Source organism: Escherichia sp. 93.0816 (genome assembly GCF_013368855.2).
GTDB lineage: Bacteria > Pseudomonadota > Gammaproteobacteria > Enterobacterales > Enterobacteriaceae > Escherichia > Escherichia ruysiae.
This window is the reverse complement of record NZ_JABWNC020000003.1, coordinates 131,606-151,542: the sequence shown is the minus strand read 5'-3', so window position 1 is coordinate 151,542 and position 19,937 is coordinate 131,606. Positions and strand designations below refer to the sequence as shown.

General features: G+C 52.4%; 14 protein-coding genes. 6 read left to right on the top strand and 8 right to left on the bottom strand.

Going from position 1 to position 19,937, the window contains the following annotated elements:
• Positions 1 to 73: 73 nt before the first annotated feature.
• From HEM79_RS05440 to glsA, 3 genes are all read right to left on the bottom strand, one after another.
• Positions 74 to 1,429: a TolC family outer membrane protein gene (locus HEM79_RS05440; RefSeq protein WP_176243027.1), complete on the bottom strand. Its 1,356-nt coding sequence runs from the start codon at positions 1,427 to 1,429 to the stop codon at positions 74 to 76.
• 340 nt (positions 1,430 to 1,769) lie between these two features.
• On the bottom strand, positions 1,770 to 3,062 hold the full coding sequence (locus HEM79_RS05435; protein ID WP_176243028.1) for an APC family permease: 1,293 nt from the start codon (positions 3,060 to 3,062) through the stop codon (positions 1,770 to 1,772).
• Positions 3,063 to 3,064: 2 nt separating this feature from the next.
• Positions 3,065 to 3,997 (bottom strand): glutaminase A, encoded by a 933-nt coding sequence (gene glsA / locus HEM79_RS05430; protein ID WP_016159178.1) that lies wholly within the window; start codon positions 3,995 to 3,997, stop codon positions 3,065 to 3,067.
• A 261-nt stretch (positions 3,998 to 4,258) separates the two neighbouring features.
• On the opposite strand from glsA, the gene copA reads away from it, so the two are divergent.
• From copA to ybaK, 3 genes are all read left to right on the top strand, one after another.
• Positions 4,259 to 6,763 carry a copper-exporting P-type ATPase CopA gene (gene copA / locus HEM79_RS05425; protein ID WP_176243029.1) on the top strand — a complete coding sequence of 835 codons (2,505 nt, stop codon included), beginning with the start codon at positions 4,259 to 4,261 and terminating at the stop codon, positions 6,761 to 6,763.
• Between the two features lie 251 nt (positions 6,764 to 7,014).
• Positions 7,015 to 7,809 (top strand): TraB/GumN family protein, encoded by a 795-nt coding sequence (locus tag HEM79_RS05420; RefSeq protein WP_176243030.1) that lies wholly within the window; start codon positions 7,015 to 7,017, stop codon positions 7,807 to 7,809.
• A 203-nt stretch (positions 7,810 to 8,012) separates the two neighbouring features.
• Complete coding sequence (gene ybaK, locus HEM79_RS05415) at positions 8,013 to 8,492, top strand: Cys-tRNA(Pro)/Cys-tRNA(Cys) deacylase YbaK (RefSeq protein ID WP_176243031.1); 480 nt, start codon at positions 8,013 to 8,015, stop codon at positions 8,490 to 8,492.
• Positions 8,493 to 8,528: 36 nt separating this feature from the next.
• On the opposite strand, the gene ushA is transcribed toward ybaK, so the two are convergent.
• Positions 8,529 to 10,181, bottom strand: a complete 1,653-nt coding sequence (gene ushA, locus HEM79_RS05410; RefSeq protein WP_176243032.1) for a bifunctional UDP-sugar hydrolase/5'-nucleotidase — start codon at positions 10,179 to 10,181, stop codon at positions 8,529 to 8,531.
• Positions 10,182 to 10,401: 220 nt separating this feature from the next.
• Between ushA and fsr the strand changes: the two genes are divergently transcribed.
• Positions 10,402 to 11,622, top strand: coding sequence for a fosmidomycin MFS transporter (gene fsr, locus HEM79_RS05405; RefSeq protein ID WP_001251623.1), 1,221 nt, complete (start codon positions 10,402 to 10,404; stop codon positions 11,620 to 11,622).
• A 237-nt stretch (positions 11,623 to 11,859) separates the two neighbouring features.
• On the top strand, positions 11,860 to 13,536 hold the full coding sequence (ybaL, locus tag HEM79_RS05400) for a YbaL family putative K(+) efflux transporter (RefSeq protein WP_000546194.1): 1,677 nt from the start codon (positions 11,860 to 11,862) through the stop codon (positions 13,534 to 13,536).
• Positions 13,537 to 13,653: 117 nt separating this feature from the next.
• Here ybaL and gsk read toward each other — a convergent pair whose 3' ends face one another.
• Positions 13,654 to 14,958, bottom strand: coding sequence for an inosine/guanosine kinase (gene gsk / locus HEM79_RS05395; RefSeq protein ID WP_000671589.1), 1,305 nt, complete (start codon positions 14,956 to 14,958; stop codon positions 13,654 to 13,656).
• A gap of 151 nt (positions 14,959 to 15,109) precedes the next feature.
• Here gsk and aes point away from each other — a divergent pair, with 151 nt between their 5' ends.
• The gene (aes, locus tag HEM79_RS05390; RefSeq protein ID WP_176243033.1) at positions 15,110 to 16,069 is read left to right on the top strand and encodes an acetyl esterase; all 960 of its coding nucleotides are present in this window, start codon (positions 15,110 to 15,112) and stop codon (positions 16,067 to 16,069) included.
• Here aes and hemH read toward each other — a convergent pair.
• The 3 genes from hemH to htpG all read right to left on the bottom strand — a co-directional run bounded on the left by hemH (position 16,066) and on the right by htpG (position 19,937).
• Positions 16,066 to 17,028 carry a ferrochelatase gene (gene hemH, locus HEM79_RS05385; protein ID WP_001250102.1) on the bottom strand — a complete coding sequence of 321 codons (963 nt, stop codon included), beginning with the start codon at positions 17,026 to 17,028 and terminating at the stop codon, positions 16,066 to 16,068. The two genes, aes and hemH, sit on opposite strands and share 4 nt — an antisense overlap.
• Positions 17,029 to 17,159: 131 nt before the next feature.
• Complete coding sequence (adk, locus tag HEM79_RS05380; RefSeq protein ID WP_001313630.1) at positions 17,160 to 17,804, bottom strand: adenylate kinase; 645 nt, start codon at positions 17,802 to 17,804, stop codon at positions 17,160 to 17,162.
• Between the two features lie 258 nt (positions 17,805 to 18,062).
• Positions 18,063 to 19,937 carry a molecular chaperone HtpG gene (htpG, locus tag HEM79_RS05375; RefSeq protein ID WP_000678201.1) on the bottom strand — a complete coding sequence of 625 codons (1,875 nt, stop codon included), beginning with the start codon at positions 19,935 to 19,937 and terminating at the stop codon, positions 18,063 to 18,065.

Here is a 19,937-nt window from a genome sequence, read left to right as displayed (position 1 = left end):
GAGTCCATTTATCTAAATAAGACAAAGGTAATAACTCAACAACGATGCCTACCTGATATTAATAATGGCAGGATTATTTTAAGTCGGGTAAGTCGTTGTATAAGCCCTGTTTAATTCCCGCTAATGGAATAAGGTTATTAACCGCAGCGGCATAATTTACTGCGGCCACCCAGCCATCATAATTGGCATTTATTTCAGCCGATTGCGCCTGAAAGACATCTTGCTCGACGGTTAATAGATCATTCAGACTGCGTTTACCTAATTTATATTCATTTTGGTACACATCTCGCGTTTTGTGTGCGCTTTCGGATTGCGCTAAACCGGCTTCTTCGCGCCCCCGTGCGCCAGTCCAGTTGGCATACGCCACCGATGCCCGTTGTAATACATCCAGTTTTGCCTGTTCGACCTGCGAGGCGGAGATTTTTTGTTGCCCTTCGGCCTGTTGTACCTGGGCTGAAACCGCACCGCCCTGATACAACGGCGCGTTAACGTTCAGCTGTAACTGGTCGTCCCAGTACGAGCGATCGCTGGTCTGGTAGCGCGTTTTGCCCCCCTGAATACTGAGCGTCGGCCAGTATTGCGCTTTAGTTTTTTCCACGCCGTACTGTGCCGACTGGCGTAAATTTTCTGCCGCTAGCACCAGCGGAATGGACTGGTAATCAATATTTTTTAGCGATACCGGCTGCTCGGCTAATTCAGCCGGTGGCGCGGCTATCGCCTCCGGCTGTACGCCAGTCAGCACCGCCAGTTGCGCTTTGGCGCTCGCCATTTGCGCCTGATATTGCTCCAGCGTCGAGCGCATTCCGGCAATGCGTGTCTGAGCCTGCAATTCATCAGAAGATGAGTTCAGGCCGGCGTTGGCGCGCAGTGCCGCCATGTTGTAGACATTTTCCAGCGAGTGAATATTGCGTTGAGCCGCGTCGCACAAAGCCTGATAACGGCTAACTTCCATATAGGCGGTCGCCGTTTTTTCTGCGACATCGGTTAGGGTTGCCATCAATTTAAAGCGGTAGCTGTCACGAGCGGCAGTTTGCAGTTTGATATCGTTGTTAGTTTTACCAAAGTCATACACCAACTGCGTCAGGGTTATGCCATACGAAACGTTGTTATCAAGCCTGCCGCTGGAGTCCGTTTGTCGGGACGGCCCCGCGTTACCGGTTAAGCCAACGTGCGGATACCAGGCACTTTTGGCTTCATCGATTTGCGCTTCGCCAATACCTATCTGCGCCGCCTGTTGGGTGACGTCGGGGTTTCGCGCAAATGCGCGCAATATACTTTCCTGTAAGGATAAACTGGCAACTGGCGTAACCGCAGGGGCGTTAGCCCATTGTGGTAAGGGGGCTGCGGGCGCGTTTTCTCCCATCACAATAAAACTTATTAAAAATATCAGGCATTTATTTTTACGGTTTTTTAATTGTAATCGCGCCATAGATAAGTCACTTCCTTCCAGGTCATTATTTTAACTGGTTTTTATAACCAGCCTCATTTTATTTAAGAAAGGTAATAACTTGTGCATCTCTTTCGTTTTTATTCCCCCTATTAAAAGAAATGCAGCTAAAAGTCTTATACGTTATTTATTAAGAATACACTACGAGTTTTAGATTACCATCATCCGCATTGAGAATAATCCATAGGAAGAAGTGATAAGAATCACAGTTTTATCCTGTATATACCATTTTTTTGTGACTTATTTATTAAAGGTATAAGACGGAGGATTTGATTAAGAAAAATAAAGGCGCAGCGCAGAAAGCACTGCGCGCAGGTAGATTTTATATGGTTTTATTCCGTTTCATTACCATTGCCACAATAAGGCTTAGTAATAGTGCGCCAATAATCCACATCAGTGCACTGCTGCCCTGGGACCATAAACTGTAAATAAAACCGATGATTACCAACAGCATGACCAGCATACCGACGACGAGAATTGGCAACGAGGCGTGAATCTCATGACTCAGACGGATCGCTACCACAAACACCGCAAGGTAGCAGATCAAAAAGGTGGCGCTGGCAACGCTGGCCAGGGAACCTAAATTAAGCGCCGCCGTCATCAGCATGATCAACACCACGATGATGATGTTGCCCCACGTACTCTGCCGCCACAGGGATCTATTCATTATCTTTGGCAACTCGCGCTCGCTGCCCATGTTGTCCATGATATTAAACACCGCAAACAGGTTTGCGTTGATGGCTGATGCCGTCGCCAGCAAGGCACCTATCACCACTATCACATAACCCACATGCCCGAGCAGTGGAGAAGCAGCCTGCGCTACGGCGGTATCGGCATATTTTTCTAACTCTAATGCCGATACATCACTAAGCAGCACCAGTGCCAGGGAAATATAGAGCAGCGTGGTAACGCCTATCGCCAGCAAAAATGCTCGCGGCATAATGACCGCCGGATCTTTCACTTTATCCGCCGCGTTCGCCATCATGCCAAAGCCCGCATAGGCGAGGAAAGTAATCCCGATGCAGGAGAAGAACGCGCCGGAGCTGGGGGGCGCAGAGACGGAAATATGCGCCGGTTGCAGCGACCAGACGCCCGCAATAATCAGCAACAGCAGGATCATCATTTTGATGCCGACAAGGATCACTTCCAGCCGCCCTACCGCATGGTTGCTTAAAGAATTGAACAGCGTCATCAGGGCAATGATCGCCAGCGCGTAGAGCAAAATAAGATGCTCATCCTGGCTGCCCTCATGCAAAAACTGCACGGCATAAGCACCAAAGGCACGGGCAACCATCGCGATGCTCACCGCCAGCGTCATCAGGTACAGCAACGAGAGCGCCAGCGAAAAAACACCGTTGCCTAATCCCCGGCGAAAGAAGTCAATAATCCCGCCATTGCTGGGATAACTTGCGCCAAGGCGCGCATAGGCATATCCGGAAAACATCGCCACAATGCCGCCAAAAGCAAAAGCGACCCAGGTCGAGGCTTCCATTAGCAAAGCTGCCTGCCCCAGCAGGGCAAAGATCCCCGCCCCTACCATCGCCCCGATGCCTATGGAAACCACATTCCATAGTCCCAGAGGTTTGTCACCATTATTACCTTCCGTGTTCATCATGATCAGCCCTTAAACACGTTATAGCCGAGTTGTTTAGCGACCGATGCCACCATTTTTTGTCCACGAACACTGTTGCCTTCTTCATCCAATGGTGGTGAGAACGCGGCGATACCCATCACGCCTGGCACTACCGCCAGAATGCCGCCACCGACGCCGCTTTTGCCGGGTAAGCCAACGCGATACGCCCAGTCACCGGAGCGACCATACAGCCCTTCCATCATCATTTCGGCCAGGATGTACGGCACATTGTCGGCCTGAAGAACGCGTTTTTGGCTTAGCGGATTAACACCGCCCGCCGCCAGCGTCGCGCCAAGCGTAGCCAGTTCAACGGTATTGATAAGCGTGGAGCACTGGCGGGTGTACACGTCGCAGGCTTCCATCGCATCACAATAGAGATATCCGGAGGAATACAGCAGCCAGGCAATCGCCCGGTTGTGGAAGTTGGTGGTCTGTTCCGACTGGTTCACTTCCTCAGAGAGCGCCACCTGTTCACCAGCAAGTTGTTGTTGGATGTGTAAAATTCTCTGCCAGCGTTGTTCAGCATTATCGGCTTTGATCAGACTGGTAGTGGCGATAGCGCCAGCATTCACCAGTGGCGACAATGGCTTGCCACCATGAAGTTCTAAGGCAATAACTGAGTTAAAAGGCAATCCGGTCGGGTCAGCGCCAATTTTGTCCTGCACCGCCTGCGGGCCGACATCTTCCAGCGCGAGGGCTAGAGTACAGACTTTCGAGATGGACTCCAGCGCAAAGCGGTAATCGCTATCACCCGCGCGATAGATATTGCCATCGCAAGTCACAATAGCTACCCCCGCCAGTTGGCTGGGGACATTCGCCAGAAAGGGAATGTAATCGGCATTTTGCCCGCCGTTAAGTGAGTGAAATTGGGTATATGCCTGATCCACTGCCTGCTGTAAATTTTTTGCATCTGACATCTGTTGTTAACTCCTTTTTATAGATGCGGGAGGCTATTCCTCATCCCGATGCCAATTTTCAGGCATCCTGATTTAACTTAGCACCCGCAACTTAACCACAGGAAAACAAAGAGATAAATGTCTGATCCTGATGCAAATTGAGCCAATCTTTTAATCTCTACCGCGTTTTCATTGCGCTACGAAATAATTTCTTGACCTTCCCCTTGCTGGAAGGTTTACCCTTTATCACAGTCAGTCAAAACTGTCTTAAAGGAGTACGTTATGTCACAAACTATCGACCTGACCCTGGACGGCCTGTCCTGCGGTCACTGCGTTAAACGCGTGAAAGAAAGTCTCGAACAGCGCCCGGACGTTGAGCAGGCAGATGTGTCAATTACTGAAGCGCACGTCACCGGTACTGCCAGCGCGGAACAGCTTATCGAAACCATCAAGCAAGCGGGTTATGACGCATCTGTAAGCCACCCAAAGGCTAAACCGCTGGCGGAGTCATCAATCCCGTCGGAAGCACTGACAGCGGTTTCTGAGGAGCTTCCGGCAGCAACCGCCGATGACGACGATAGCCAGCAGTTGCTGTTGAGCGGCATGAGCTGCGCCAGCTGTGTCACCCGCGTACAAAATGCGCTGCAAAGCGTACCGGGCGTCACCCAGGCACGGGTAAACCTGGCGGAGCGCACTGCGCTGGTGATGGGCAGTGCCTCCGCACAAGATTTAGTGCAGGCGGTGGAAAAAGCGGGCTACGGCGCAGAGGCGATTGAAGATGACGCTAAACGCCGTGAGCGCCAGCAGGAAACTGCCGTCGCAACCATGAAACGCTTCCGCTGGCAGGCGATTGTCGCCCTGGCGGTGGGTATCCCGGTGATGGTCTGGGGGATGATCGGCGATAACATGATGGTCACCGCCGACAACCGCAGCCTGTGGCTGGTAATCGGTCTGATAACGCCGGCGGTAATGGTTTTCGCGGGCGGGCATTTTTACCGCAGTGCATGGAAAAGCCTACTCAACGGCGCGGCGACGATGGATACGCTGGTGGCGCTGGGTACTGGCGTGGCGTGGCTCTATTCGATGAGCGTTAACCTGTGGCCGCAGTGGTTCCCGATGGAAGCGCGGCACCTTTATTACGAAGCCAGCGCGATGATTATCGGTCTGATCAACCTCGGTCATATGCTGGAAGCGCGTGCGCGCCAGCGTTCATCGAAGGCGCTGGAGAAATTACTTGATTTAACCCCGCCGACGGCGCGACTGGTCACTGACGAAGGTGAAAAGAGTGTGCCGCTGGCAGACGTTCAGCCAGGTATGTTGCTGCGCCTGACAACCGGTGACCGTGTGCCGGTGGATGGCGAAATCACTCAGGGCGAAGCGTGGCTGGATGAGGCGATGCTGACGGGCGAACCTATTCCACAGCAAAAAGGCGAAGGCGATAGCGTTCATGCCGGGACGGTGGTGCAGGACGGTAGTGTGCTGTTTCGCGCCAGCGCAGTCGGCAGCCATACCACGCTGTCGCGGATCATTCGCATGGTGCGTCAGGCTCAGAGCAGTAAACCAGAAATCGGTCAGCTGGCGGATAAAATCTCTGCCGTATTTGTACCGGTGGTAGTGGTGATTGCGTTGATCAGTGCGGCAATCTGGTATTTCTTTGGGCCAGCACCGCAAATTGTTTATACCCTGGTGATTGCCACTACGGTGCTGATTATTGCCTGTCCGTGTGCACTGGGTCTGGCAACACCGATGTCGATTATTTCTGGCGTCGGGCGCGCGGCAGAATTTGGTGTGCTGGTGCGTGACGCCGACGCATTGCAACGCGCCAGTACGCTCGACACCGTGGTGTTCGATAAAACCGGGACGCTGACCGAAGGTAAACCGCAGGTTGTCGCCGTGAAAACGTTTGCTGATGTTGATGAAGCGCAGGCGTTGCGTCTGGCGGCGGCGCTGGAGCAAGGTTCCAGCCATCCGCTGGCACGGGCGATCCTCGATAAAGCAGGCAATATCACGCTGCCACAGGTCAATGGCTTCCGCACATTGCGCGGACTAGGGGTAAGTGGCGAAGTGGAAGGCCATTCACTGCTGCTGGGGAATCAGGCGCTGTTAAATGACCAGCAAGTCGATACGAAAGCGATTGAAGCTGATATTTCAGCCCAGGCATCACAAGGCGCAACGCCGGTGTTACTGGCCGTTGATGGCAAAGCGGTGGCTCTGTTGGCGGTACGCGATCCATTGCGTAGCGATAGCGTGGCGGCGCTGCAACGCCTGCATAAAGCGGGATATCGTCTGGTGATGCTAACCGGGGATAACCCAACCACCGCCAATGCGATCGCCAAAGAAGCGGGAATTGATGAAGTGATTGCGGGTGTATTGCCGGATGGCAAAGCCGAAGCGATTAAACGTCTGCAAAGCGAGGGACGCCAGGTAGCGATGGTGGGCGACGGCATTAACGACGCGCCGGCGCTGGCCCAGGCGGATGTCGGTATTGCGATGGGTGGCGGCAGTGATGTTGCCATTGAAACAGCGGCGATTACCCTGATGCGCCATAGCCTGATGGGGGTTGCAGACGCACTCGCCATCTCCCGCGCGACGCTACGCAATATGAAGCAAAACCTGCTTGGCGCGTTTATCTACAACAGTATCGGTATTCCGGTCGCCGCAGGTATTTTGTGGCCGTTCACCGGAACGCTGCTTAACCCGGTAGTTGCCGGAGCGGCAATGGCGCTCTCGTCGATTACCGTAGTGAGTAACGCCAACCGATTACTGCGGTTTAAACCGAAGGAATAAGTACGTCATTGCGGATGCGCTGCTTTAGGGTGGCGCATTTGGCATCGACGCAGACTGCCGGATGCGGCGTGAACGCCTTATCCAGCCTACGGTTCGGGCACAGGTTTGTAGGCATGATAAGACGCGCCAGCGTCGCATCAGGCAATGGTACTCAGTTGCCGGATGACGCACTGTGCACAAGTGCAACAATCAACTCCATTTGCGCCATCCCTCCCCGCGCGCTAGCATGATATTTCACAAAGGGAGGTCGTATGGATCTGTTGTACCGGGTAAAAACACTTTGGGCCGCGCTGCGCGGTAATCATTACACCTGGCCTGCCATCGATATCTCTCTCACCGGCAATCGCCATTTTCATCTGATTGGCAGTATTCATATGGGTAGCCACGATATGGCTCCTCTACCCGCCCGTTTGCTTAAAAAGCTCAAACAAGTCGATGCGCTGATTGTCGAGGCGGATGTTTCCACCAGCGATACGCCTTTTGCTAATTTACCTGCCTGCGAGGCGCTGGAAGAGCGCATCAGCGAAGAACAATTGCAAAATCTGCAGCACATTAGCCAGGAGATGGGAATTTCTCCGTCGCTCTTTTCTACCCAACCGCTGTGGCAAATCGCGATGGTTCTTCAGGCGACGCAGGCGCAAAAGCTGGGGCTGCGGGCAGAATATGGTATCGATTACCAGCTATTGCAGGCCGCGAAACAACAACATAAGCCCGTGATTGAACTGGAAGGGGCAGAAAACCAGATTGCCATGTTGCTCCAGCTCCCCGACAAAGGACTGGCGCTGCTGGACGATACGCTGACCCACTGGCATACCAACGCACGGCTACTGCAACAAATGATGAGCTGGTGGCTAAATGCGCCGCCGCAAAATAATGAAATAACACTGCCCAATACGTTCAGCCAGTCGCTGTACGACGTGCTGATGCATCGGCGAAATCTTGCCTGGCGGGATAAATTACGCGCTATGCCACCGGGGCGCTATGTGGTCGCGGTCGGTGCGTTACATCTGTATGGAGAAGGGAATTTGCCACAAATGTTGCGCTAAAAAAAATGGCCAATATCGCTATTGGCCCGTCAAAGAGGAATTTCATATTTTTATTATTATGCCGTCACTTTAAGCGACGGTGTAACTCGATTGTCGCTCAATCTCACCATCCTGCCAATACTATTAGGCAAGATGACTCTTTTTTTTGAGCCGCCATCAGGCGTATGCTTTCTCCGTTTTTTGTTTGAGGCAGGAAAATTACGATGACACCCGCAGTTAAATTACTCGAAAAAAACAAGATTTCATTCCAGATTCATACCTACGATCACGATCCGGCTGAAACCAACTTTGGCGATGAAGTGGTCAAAAAATTAGGATTGAATGCGGATCAGGTGTACAAAACGCTGCTGGTCGCAGTGCACGGCGATATGAAACATCTGGCGGTGGCCGTTACGCCGGTCGCCGGTCAATTAGATCTTAAAAAGGTGGCAAAGGCGCTGGGTGCCAAAAAAGTGGAGATGGCCGATCCGATGGTCGCGCAGCGTTCGACGGGATATCTGGTTGGGGGAATTAGCCCACTGGGGCAGAAAAAACGTCTGCCGACGATTATTGATGCCCCCGCGCAAGAATTTGCCACTATTTATGTTTCCGGCGGCAAGCGCGGGCTGGATATTGAACTTGCGGCAGGCGATCTGGCGAAGATCCTCGATGCCAAATTTGCCGATATCGCCCGCCGCGATTAAGCATTGTGCCGGATGTGAACATCCGGCACTTTCAGATTACTGCCAGCTTACCTCACCTTTCGGCTCATACGCACTCGCATCCAGCGGCGAGTTTTTCTGGATATAGTCTTTCAGCACTTCGGCATCAATAAAGCCGGTATTCACATAGCCCGGTTTGTTATCAAGGCGCGGATAACCATCGCCGCCGGTGGCATTGAAGTTTAATGTCGCCATACGGTAAGTTTTTGCCGGATCGACCGGTTCGCCTTTGATTTTCAGGTCGTTCAGTTTGCCGTCTTTCGCCACAAAGCTGACGTTGGCAAATTGCGGATAGGCACCGGAATCTGGTTTCATTTGTGCGACGGCGGTGAGGTAATCAATCACCTCTTTACCGGTCATGTCGGCATACACCACCACATTGCCGAACGGCTGCACTTTCAGCACGTTTTTATAACTGATATTACCCGCGTCGACGGAGTCACGAATCCCACCTCCGCTCATCACCGCAAAGTCGGCTCCGGTGCGATCCATTTGTGCTGCCAGAATCAACCGTCCCATATTGGTCTGTACGAAACGAACTTTGCTGCGGTCGCCTTCAAGGCGGTCACTAACCTCACCAATTTTCACTTCCAGTTGCGCTTTGCCTTTGTTCTGGAACGGGGATAACAGCGAGATCATTTGCTGGTTTTCAGCGATTTCCGGGGTGTACAGCACGCGTTCGCTTTTTCCGTCTTCCCAGGTCACTTTTTTCTTCAGGTTCACCGGAATCAACTGGTAATTGACCATTTTCATTTCGCCATTGCGAAACTCAAAATCGGCTCGTCCCACATACTTGCCCCACTCATGCGCCTGGACAATCCAGATGCCGTTTTGTTGATCCGGCTTGCAAGGCGTACCCGGCACGTAATCCACCTGTTTTTTATTTTCTGCTGCCATGCAGACCGGATCTTGCGAGTGACCGCCGACGATCATCGCCAACGATCCGGCAGGCAGGCTGCGCGCCATCTCTACATCGCCCGGTGCGTTTGAACCGTGTTCGCCATTGTCGTAATGCCCCATATGCGTGGCTGCAATAATAATGTCTGGTTTTTCTGTCTGTTGCAGTTCCTGAATCACCAGCTTCGCTTCGTCGGCAGGTTTACGAAACTCAATGTCGGTGAAATATTCCGGGTTACCAATTTTCGCCGTGTCATCGGTCGTCAGGCCAATTACCGCGATTTTCAGATCCTGACGCTTAAACAACGCCCAGGGTTTAAACAGGCGCTCGCCGGTACTTTTTTGATAGATATTGGCGGAGAGTAACGGGAACTTAGCCCATTTTTCCTGCTGGCGTAATACGGTGAGCGGGTTATCAAATTCATGATTACCGATTGCCATCGCGTCATACCCCACCAGATTCATGCCGCGAAAATCCGGTTCGGCGTCCTGTAAATCTGATTCCGGTACACCAGTGTTAATGTCACCACCTGAAAGTAACAGCACGCTACCGCCTTCAGCCGCTACTTCTTTACGGATACCATCCACCAGCGTTTTTTGCGCCGCCAGACCATATTCGCCATATTCATTACGCCAGAAATGACCGTGGTGGTCGTTGGTATGAAGTACCGTAATTTTGTAGGTTTTATCCTGCTCATAAGCCTGGGCGGTTTCACTCGCCAGTGTAAATGCGGCTAATAATGCTAATGCCACACCCCGCTGCAAAAACTTCATATTTCTCTCTCCCTGACCAGATATCAACGTGTTGAAAATTAGTATGACGCGACATAATAGACAAGTCTGTGTTCGGTGATGGTAAATCTACATGCAAAAATGGAAATTCTGTATTAAGCATTGAGACTTCCTTCAGACAGCGCATACAGGTATGTTAGTCGGGTAATAATCACAAATAAGATAATTCTTTACATCGCAACTCTAAAAAAGTGACTTTCCTATGGCAATGAGTGAACAAACCCAGCCTGCGGCGGGCGCGGCTGCATCGACCACTAAGGCTCGTACATCATTTGGTATTTTAGGCGCAATCAGCCTCTCGCATCTGCTGAACGACATGATCCAATCGCTAATTCTGGCGATTTATCCGCTGCTTCAGTCAGAGTTTTCCCTGACGTTTATGCAGATTGGGATGATTACCCTCACCTTTCAGCTCGCCTCTTCGCTGCTGCAACCGGTAGTCGGCTACTGGACAGATAAATACCCAATGCCGTGGTCATTACCGATTGGCATGTGCTTTACCATGAGCGGCCTGATACTGCTGGCGCTGGCGGGTAGTTTTGGCACGGTTCTGCTGGCGGCGGCGCTGGTCGGTACGGGTTCTTCGGTCTTTCACCCGGAATCTTCCCGCGTGGCGCGTATGGCGTCTGGTGGACGTCATGGCCTGGCGCAATCTATCTTCCAGGTGGGCGGTAACTTTGGCAGTTCGTTGGGGCCATTGCTGGCGGCGGTCATCATTGCCCCTTACGGCAAAGGCAACGTTGCATGGTTTGTGCTGGCGGCGTTGCTGGCTATCGTGGTTCTGGCGCAAATCAGCCGTTGGTACTCTGCACAGCATCGGATGAGTAAAGGCAAACCGAAAGCAATAATAATCAATCCACTGCCGCGTAATAAGGTCGTGCTGGCTGTTTGCGTGCTGTTAGTGCTGATTTTCTCGAAATATTTCTATATGGCGAGCATCAGCAGCTATTACACCTTTTATCTGATGCAAAAATTCGGATTATCTATCCAGAATGCCCAGCTTCATCTGTTTGCCTTCCTGTTTGCCGTCGCGGCGGGTACGGTGATTGGCGGGCCTGTCGGGGATAAAATTGGTCGAAAATATGTAATTTGGGGCTCTATCCTCGGCGTTGCGCCGTTTACCTTGATTTTACCCTACGCCAGCCTGTACTGGACGGGGGTTTTAACGGTGATTATTGGATTTATCCTCGCCTCGGCGTTTTCTGCCATTCTGGTCTACGCTCAGGAGCTACTTCCGGGGCGTATCGGCATGGTTTCTGGGCTTTTTTTCGGTTTCGCTTTCGGTATGGGAGGGCTGGGTGCTGCGGTTCTGGGGCTTATCGCCGACCATACCAGTATCGAGTTAGTTTATAAAATCTGTGCTTTCCTTCCACTTCTTGGTATGTTGACCATATTCTTGCCTGATAACCGGCATAAATCCTGATTTCCAGGCAGCCAAAGGTAAACTTTGGCTGCCTCATTTTGCAGTAGCCATAAGCCTTTCCTCTTCCTACACCTTATCACTTTTCCGATCCGTGCCTTTTTTGCGGTTAATTCCATTTTTCTGCAAAATTCAACAATTATTCATAAACATCAACCATGAAATTGTCATAAACTATTACCTGTAATTTTGGTTTTCCCAGCCAAAAATGGACAACAACCACCAGGAACAGGAGACGGAATGCATCACGCCACCCCGCTTATCACCACCATTGTTGGCGGCCTTGTGCTCGCTTTTATCCTCGGCATGATTGCTAATAAACTGCGTATTTCTCCTCTGGTGGGATATCTGTTAGCGGGCGTGCTGGCAGGACCTTTTACTCCAGGGTTTGTTGCCGATACCAAACTGGCACCAGAGCTGGCGGAGCTGGGCGTTATTTTGCTGATGTTCGGCGTCGGTTTGCATTTTTCGCTCAAGGATTTGATGGCGGTAAAGTCCATCGCCATTCCCGGCGCGATCGCCCAGATAGCGGTAGCGACGTTGCTGGGTATGGCTCTTTCTGCCGTGATCGGCTGGTCGTTAATGACTGGCATCGTGTTCGGTTTGTGTCTTTCTACCGCCAGTACCGTGGTACTGCTGCGTGCGCTTGAAGAACGGCAGTTGATAGACAGCCAGCGCGGGCAAATCGCCATCGGCTGGTTGATTGTGGAAGACCTGGTAATGGTTCTGACGCTGGTGTTGCTGCCCGCAGTGGCCGGAATGCTGGAACAGGGCGACGTGGGCTTTGCGACGCTGGCGGTTGATATGGGGATCACCATCGGCAAGGTGGTGGCATTTATCGCCATTATGATGTTAGTGGGTCGCCGTCTGGTGCCGTGGATTATGGCGCGAAGCGCAGCAACCGGTTCGCGTGAACTGTTTACCCTGTCGGTGCTGGCACTGGCATTAGGCATTGCTTTTGGTGCGGTAGAACTGTTTGACGTCTCCTTTGCACTCGGCGCATTCTTCGCCGGGATGGTGCTAAATGAATCCGAACTTAGCCACCGCGCGGCGCATGATACGCTGCCATTGCGCGATGCGTTTGCGGTGCTGTTTTTCGTCTCCGTTGGGATGCTATTTGATCCGTTAATTCTGATTCAGCAACCGCTGGCAGTGCTGGCAACGCTGGCGATTATTCTGTTTGGTAAATCAGTTGCGGCACTGTTCCTCGTTCGATTGTTTGGTCACTCCCAGCGCACGGCGTTAACCATCGCCGCCAGCCTCGCGCAGATTGGTGAGTTCGCGTTTATCCTGGCGGGGCTGGGAATGGCATTAAATTTACTGCCGCAGGCCGGGCAAAACCTGGTACTGGCAGGCGCGATCCTGTCGATTATGCTCAACCCGGTGCTGTTCGCGCTGCTGGAAAAATATCTGGCAAAGACCGAAACGCTGGAAGAACAGACGCTGGAAGAGGCTATCGAAGAAGAGAAGCAGATCCCGGTGGATATTTGCAACCATGCGCTACTGGTTGGCTACGGTCGTGTAGGCAGTCTGCTGGGGGAGAAATTACTCGCCTCTGATATTCCGTTAGTGGTGATTGAAACATCACGAACCCGTGTCGATGAACTGCGTGAGCGTGGCGTTCGCGCGGTATTGGGCAACGCGGCGAACGAAGAGATTATGCACCTTGCGCATCTGGAGTGCGCGAAATGGCTGATTCTGACCATTCCTAACGGTTACGAAGCTGGCGAGATTGTGGCCTCTGCTCGTGCCAAAAACCCGGATATTGAGATTATCGCCCGCGCCCATTATGACGATGAGGTGGCGTATATCACCGAACGTGGCGCGAATCAGGTGGTGATGGGTGAGCGTGAAATCGCCCGTACTATGCTGGAACTGCTGGAAACGCCACCGGCGGGCGAGGTGGTGACGGGGTAATACATTGACTCCATTGCCGGACGCGATGCTGCCGCATCTTATCCGGCCCACAGGTGCCATCTTCCGTAGGTCGGATAAGACGTTTACGCCGCATCCGACTGTCATTGGTTCGATGGCTTAACGATCCCAGTAAGACTCTTCCAGGCTGTCTTCTCGCTCCGGCAGACCGCGCGTTAAGCGTGGCGAATGCTGGTTAAGCACCTGATAACTGACGCGGTTGGCATATTTACACACCTGCGCTAACGACGAGTAAGTCAGCCAGGTGAATTTATGCTTGCTGGAATTTGGCACGTTAGTGCGGTGATAGCTGTTGGCGGTAATGTCATGCAACAACGCGGCCAGCGCACCGTCTCCGGCACCATTGGTGTTCATGATTTTTTCTGGTCCGCCCATGTACGGCGCAATGTGCGAATAGACACGCAGCGGATTCTGGCAATCTTTATGACGCATGGCGCGGCTAAACTCATACTGGTTAAATTCCGCGATAGCGCCCGGCAACAGCGGATGCTGGGTTTTGCGTTTCGCTTCGTCTTCCGTAAAGCCCGCCATATACAAGCCGATGGGCCCGGCGGTACACAGCACCAGATCTACCCAGTCCAGCGCCTTGTCAGATGCCAGCAGCGGATCGCTCTCTCCGGTCAACGCTTCGGCTTCTTCTTCGTTCATCGCAAGGATGGAGACGTGTTCTTTGAGGAATTGCTGCCACCATTGCGGATTCTCGGCGATGACAAATTTAGTACCCAGCGTCAGCACCACCGGTACGTTGTATTTTTTGGCATACTCAATGGCTTTCATGGTCGCTTCCGGCATCGGTTCACCCGGCTTGCAACGCACCAGATAGGACGTTAATACCAGCGCCGACGCTCCGGCGATAACATCTTCCGGAATGCTTTCTGCCCGTAACTGGTTCATATGACCTGGACTGATAGCAAAGGTACGTTCGCCAGACTCGCCAATCAGCGTAAAGCAACGACCAATCGGACCATCCACGCCCTGCAGATAGTTAAGATCGGTACGGCTGGATGTATTGCACAAGTAACGATAGGCGTAGCTGCCAATTTCAATATTGCTGCACATCACGCCCAGCAGCACCGAACGGTCGTCTGCCAGTACAGAATAGTTGTGCATGGTATTGCCAATAGTGCCACCTGCAAACTGATGAGTAATCAGGTTTTTCTGTTTCAGCTCCTGATAAAGTGCTTCAGCAACATCATCTTCAATGACCAGTGAATGCCCGGCGCTTAATCCATAACGTTCAATAAAATCGTCTTCCACTTTGGCTTCAATATCCACCAGCGTCTGGTCGATACCGACCACCCAGGCTGCGCTGGTTTCGTTTTCTGGTTGGATTTGCTGCAACAGCGGATCGCGTGCATTTACGGGGAAGTAATGTTTGGATTTACGTTTGCCGGGAAATTTCATGGTTGTTTTTACGGGTGGTTAACTGAGCGGCGAATGTTAACACAATCATGCCTGAACGCGCGAGACGCAGGCAGTTTCAATATCAGCCGACGGGATCGCATTTTCATGGGAGATGTTCCTTACAATGACGCAATTTGAAAGGAGTTTTTGCATGAAGCCGGAAAACAAACTACCCGTGCTGGAGCTAATCTCTGCCGAAATGAAGGCGGTTGTTAATACTCATCAGCCCGATTTACCGCCCTGGCCCGCAACGGGAACGATTGCCGAACAACGCCAGCATTACACGCTTGAGCGCCGATTCTGGAACGCTGGCGCTCCAGAAATGGAAACCAGAGCTTACGCGGTTCCGACAAAATATGGTCAGGTAGAAGCACGGCAATTTTGTCCGAACCCGGATAGCCCGGCGACGTTGTTTTATCTGCATGGCGGCGGTTTTATTCTCGGCAATCTTGATACCCACGATCGCATTATGCGCCTGCTGGCAAAGTACACCCAGTGTACGGTGATTGGTGTTGATTACACCCTTTCGCCTGAAGCGCGTTTTCCGCAAGCGATAGAAGAAGTCGTGGCTGCCTGTTGTTACTTCCACCAGCAGGCGGGCGATTATCAGATCAATATGTCACGCATTGGTTTTGCCGGTGATTCCGCTGGCGCCATGCTGGCGCTCGCCAGTGCTTTATGGTTGCGTGATAAGCAGATCGATTGCGGCAAAGTTGTGGGCGTCTTGCTGTGGTATGGGCTTTACGGATTACGCGATTCCGTGACTCGCCGTCTGTTGGGCGGTGACTGGGATGGCTTAACGCAACAGGATTTGCAGATGTATGAAGAGGCGTATTTAAGCAACGAAGCAGACCGCGAGTCGCCGTATTACTGCCTGTTTAATAACGATCTCACTCGCGATGTGCCCCCCTGCTATATCGCCGGTGCAGAATTCGATCCGCTGCTGGATGACAGTCACCTGCTTTACCAGACATTGGCGGCGCATCAGCAGCCCTGTGAGTTCAGACTCTACCCAGGAACGCTGCACGCCTTTTTGCATTATTCACGGATGATGAAAACCGCCGACGATGCTCTTCGCGACGGCGCACAATTCTTTACCGCCCAGCTTTAGCGATACGCGGCAACAAGATTAGCCATCATTTCGATATGTTCCGGCGTGGCATTAAGCGCCGGAATATATTCATATTTTTTTCCGCCCGCACCGAGGAAGACTTCACGGTTTTGCTCGGCAATCTCTTCCAGTGTTTCCAGACAATCCGCAGCAAAGCCCGGACACATCACCTGAATATGGCCGACACCTTTTTCTCCCAGCATTTTCAGCGTTTCGTCGGTATAAGGCATCAACCAGGGTTCCCGACCAAAGCGCGACTGAAAGGTCATCATCACTTTTTCCGGTGCCATTCCCAGCGCAGAAGCCAGCTCGCGGGTCGTTGTGCGACAACGTTGCGGATAATCATCGCCTTCATCCGCATAACGTTGCGGAATGCCATGATAAGAGAGCAACAGCAGATCCGGTTCGCCATGTTTAGCGAAAGAGGCGCGAACACTATTCGCCAGCGCATTAATGTAATCGTGGTTATCGGCGTAATCACGAATAAACGATATCCCCGGAATGCTACGTTTGCGCGCCAGAATGCGAGCCAGTTCATCCCACACCGCACCGACCGTTGAACAGGAGTATTGCGGGTAGAGCGGCAGTACCACGATATGATCAACATGTTCAGCCAGTAGTTCATCTACGGCGCTTTCCAGCGATGGCGTGCCGTAGCTCATTCCCAGCGCCACGGGCGTATCCGGTAAACGTTGTGCCAGCGCCTGCTGTTGCTGGCGGCTGTAAACCATCAGTGGCGAGCCACCTTCCATCCAGACAGAGGCATACAGCTTCGCCACACGCGGCGAGCGCAGCGGCAAAATCACGCCGCGCAGCAATGGCCACCACAACAGCCGTGAAGTATCGACTACGCGTCTGTCGCTTAAAAATTGTTTCAGGTAGCGTTTTACCGCTTCAGGAGTGGGGGCATCGGGCGTACCCAGGTTTGCCAGCAGGATACCGGTTTTAGTTTGACGCATTACCGCCTCTTATCGATTCAACTTGTTGATAATTGTAGCGGAAAAGTGAGGAAGAAGAACTAATTGCTGTGAGAGGTATTGCCTGAGGAGGATGAGCAGACCTGCCCGAAAGCAGATCTGCTGCAACTTGATTAGCCGAGGATTTTTTCCAGAGCCGCGCGAACTTCAGCAACCGGTTTGGTGCCGTCGACTTTCGCGTATTTGGTGTTGCCCGCTTCCGCTTCTTTAGAGTAGTAGCCGATCAGCGGCGCAGTCATCTGATGGTATTCAACCAGACGTTTACGCACGGTTTCTTCCTGATCGTCTTTACGGGTAGTCAGTTCTTCACCGGTAACGTCGTCTTTGCCTTCGACTTTCGGCGGATTGAATTTAACGTGATAAACACGACCAGACGGCGCGTGAACGCGGCGGCCTACGATACGATCAACAATCAGTTCGTCCGGTACGTCAAACTCCAGAACGTAGTCAACGTTGATGCCCGCTTCTTTCATCGCGTCTGCCTGCGGAATGGTACGCGGGAAACCGTCAAGCAGGAAACCGTTACGGCAGTCTTCCTGAGCAATGCGCTCTTTAACCAGCGCGATCACCAGTTCGTCGGTGACCAGTTTGCCAGCATCCATAATGTCTTTTGCTTGTTTACCCAGCTCGGAGCCAGACTTGACCGCAGCACGCAGCATATCGCCAGTGGAGATTTGCGGAATACCATATTTCTCCATGATGAACTGAGCCTGAGTCCCTTTCCCCGCGCCCGGAGCGCCAAGCAGAATGATACGCATTGCGAAAATCCCCTTAAAATGTGTCGAATTTTTTGAAAAAGCGATAAACGATACCACCATAAGGCGATTGCCTCAAGAAAGGCACCTGGGGCTGAAACGGTTAAGGGGAGAAAGTTTGGGGGAAAGTGCGGTTGATGCCCCTCACCCCGACCCTCTCCCCAAAGGGGCGAGGGTGAAAACCAGCGCAGTTCTTTAATATCTGCACGATCGATCCCCTCTCCCCTTTGAGGAGAGGGTTAGAGTAAGGGGGTAAAAGGCTTACGACACCAGCAGCTGGTTCATACGACGAATAAACAGGTTCGGATCTTCCAGCGTGCCGCGTTCTGCCAGCAGCGCCTGATCCAGCAGCAGTTCCACCCACTCGCTGAACTTCGCTTCATCTTCAGTATCTGCCGCACGTTTCACCAGTACGTGATCCGGGTTCAGTTCGAAGATGTATTTCACTTCTGGCACTTTCTGGCCCGCCGCAGCGAACAGTTTCGCCATCTGGGTGCTCATTTCGTCAGCGTCGGTTGAAACGATCGCTGGCGTATCGGTCAGACGGTGAGTCAGACGCACATCTTTCACGCGCTCGCCCAGCAGTGCTTTCACACGATCGATGAACGGAGTCAGTGCTTTCTCCGCTTCTTTCGCGCTTTCATCAACTTCGTCAGCCAGTTTTTCCAGCGACTCGTCAACTTTAGACACGGACTGGAACGGTTTACCATCGAACTCAGTCAGATAGTTCATCATCCACTCATCGATGCGGTCGGAAAGCAGCAGAACTTCGATGCCTTTCTTACGCAGCAGTTCCAGGTGCGGGCTGCTCTTCGCTGCCGCGTAGCTGTCTGCGGTGATGTAGTAGATTTTCTCCTGCCCTTCTTTCATGCGGGAAACGTAGTCTTCCAGAGACACGGTTTGCGCAGAAGAGTCGGTATGAGTAGAAGCAAAACGCAGCAGTTTGGCGATCGCTTCCTGGTTAGCGAAATCTTCCGCCGGACCTTCTTTCAGTACCAGGCCAAACTGTTGCCAGAAGGTCTGGTATTTTTCCGCGTCGTCTTTCGCCAGTTTTTCCAGCATTTGCAGTACACGCTTGGTCAGCGCATTGCGCAGGTTACGCGTTACTGTGCTGTCCTGGAGGATTTCACGGGAAACGTTCAGCGGCAGATCGCTGGAGTCAATCAGACCACGCACGAAGCGCAGATAGTTCGGCATGAACTGTTCTGCGTCGTCCATGATGAACACACGCTGAACATACAGTTTCAGGCCGTGTTTATGATCGCGGTTCCACATATCCCACGGAGCCTGGGACGGGATGTACAGCAGGCTGGTGTACTCCTGCTTACCTTCAACGCGGTTGTGGCTCCAGGTCAGCGGATCGTTAAAGTCGTGGGCGATGTGTTTGTAGAACTCTTTGTACTCTTCATCGGTGATTTCCGACTTGTTACGAGTCCACAGCGCCTGCGCTTTGTTGATTTTCTCCCAGGAGATAACGGTTTCGCCGTCTTTCTCTTCGCGTTTTTCGATCTCTACCGGCAGCGCGATATGGTCGGAGTATTTGCTGATGATGGAACGCACGCGCCAGTCATCGAGGAATTCATCCTCGCCTTCGCGCAGATGCAGGGTAATTTCAGTACCGCGATCTTCTTTGGTGATATCGGCAACGGTGTATTCACCTTCGCCCGCCGATTCCCAGAATACGCCGTTTTCTGGTTTTTCACCTGCCGCACGGGTGCGCACGGTCACTTTATCGGCCACGATAAACGCAGAGTAGAAACCAACACCAAACTGACCGATCAGCTGGCTGTCTTTCGCCTGGTCAGAACCCAGGGATTCGAGGAACGATTTGGTGCCGGATTTAGCGATAGTCCCCAGATGGTCGATCACTTCGTCGCGGGTCATCCCCACGCCGTTGTCGGAAATAGTCAGCGTGCGCTTGTCTTTGTCGAAAGAGACACGAACGCGCAGTTCGCCGTCACCTTCGTACAGATCCGGGTTAGAGAGCGCGCGGAAACGCAGCTTATCCGCCGCATCGGAGGCGTTAGAGATAAGCTCACGCAGGAAGATTTCTTTATTGGAATAGAGAGAATGGATCATCAGGTGCAGAAGCTGCTTCACTTCTGACTGAAAACCACGAGTTTCTTGTCCTTTCAT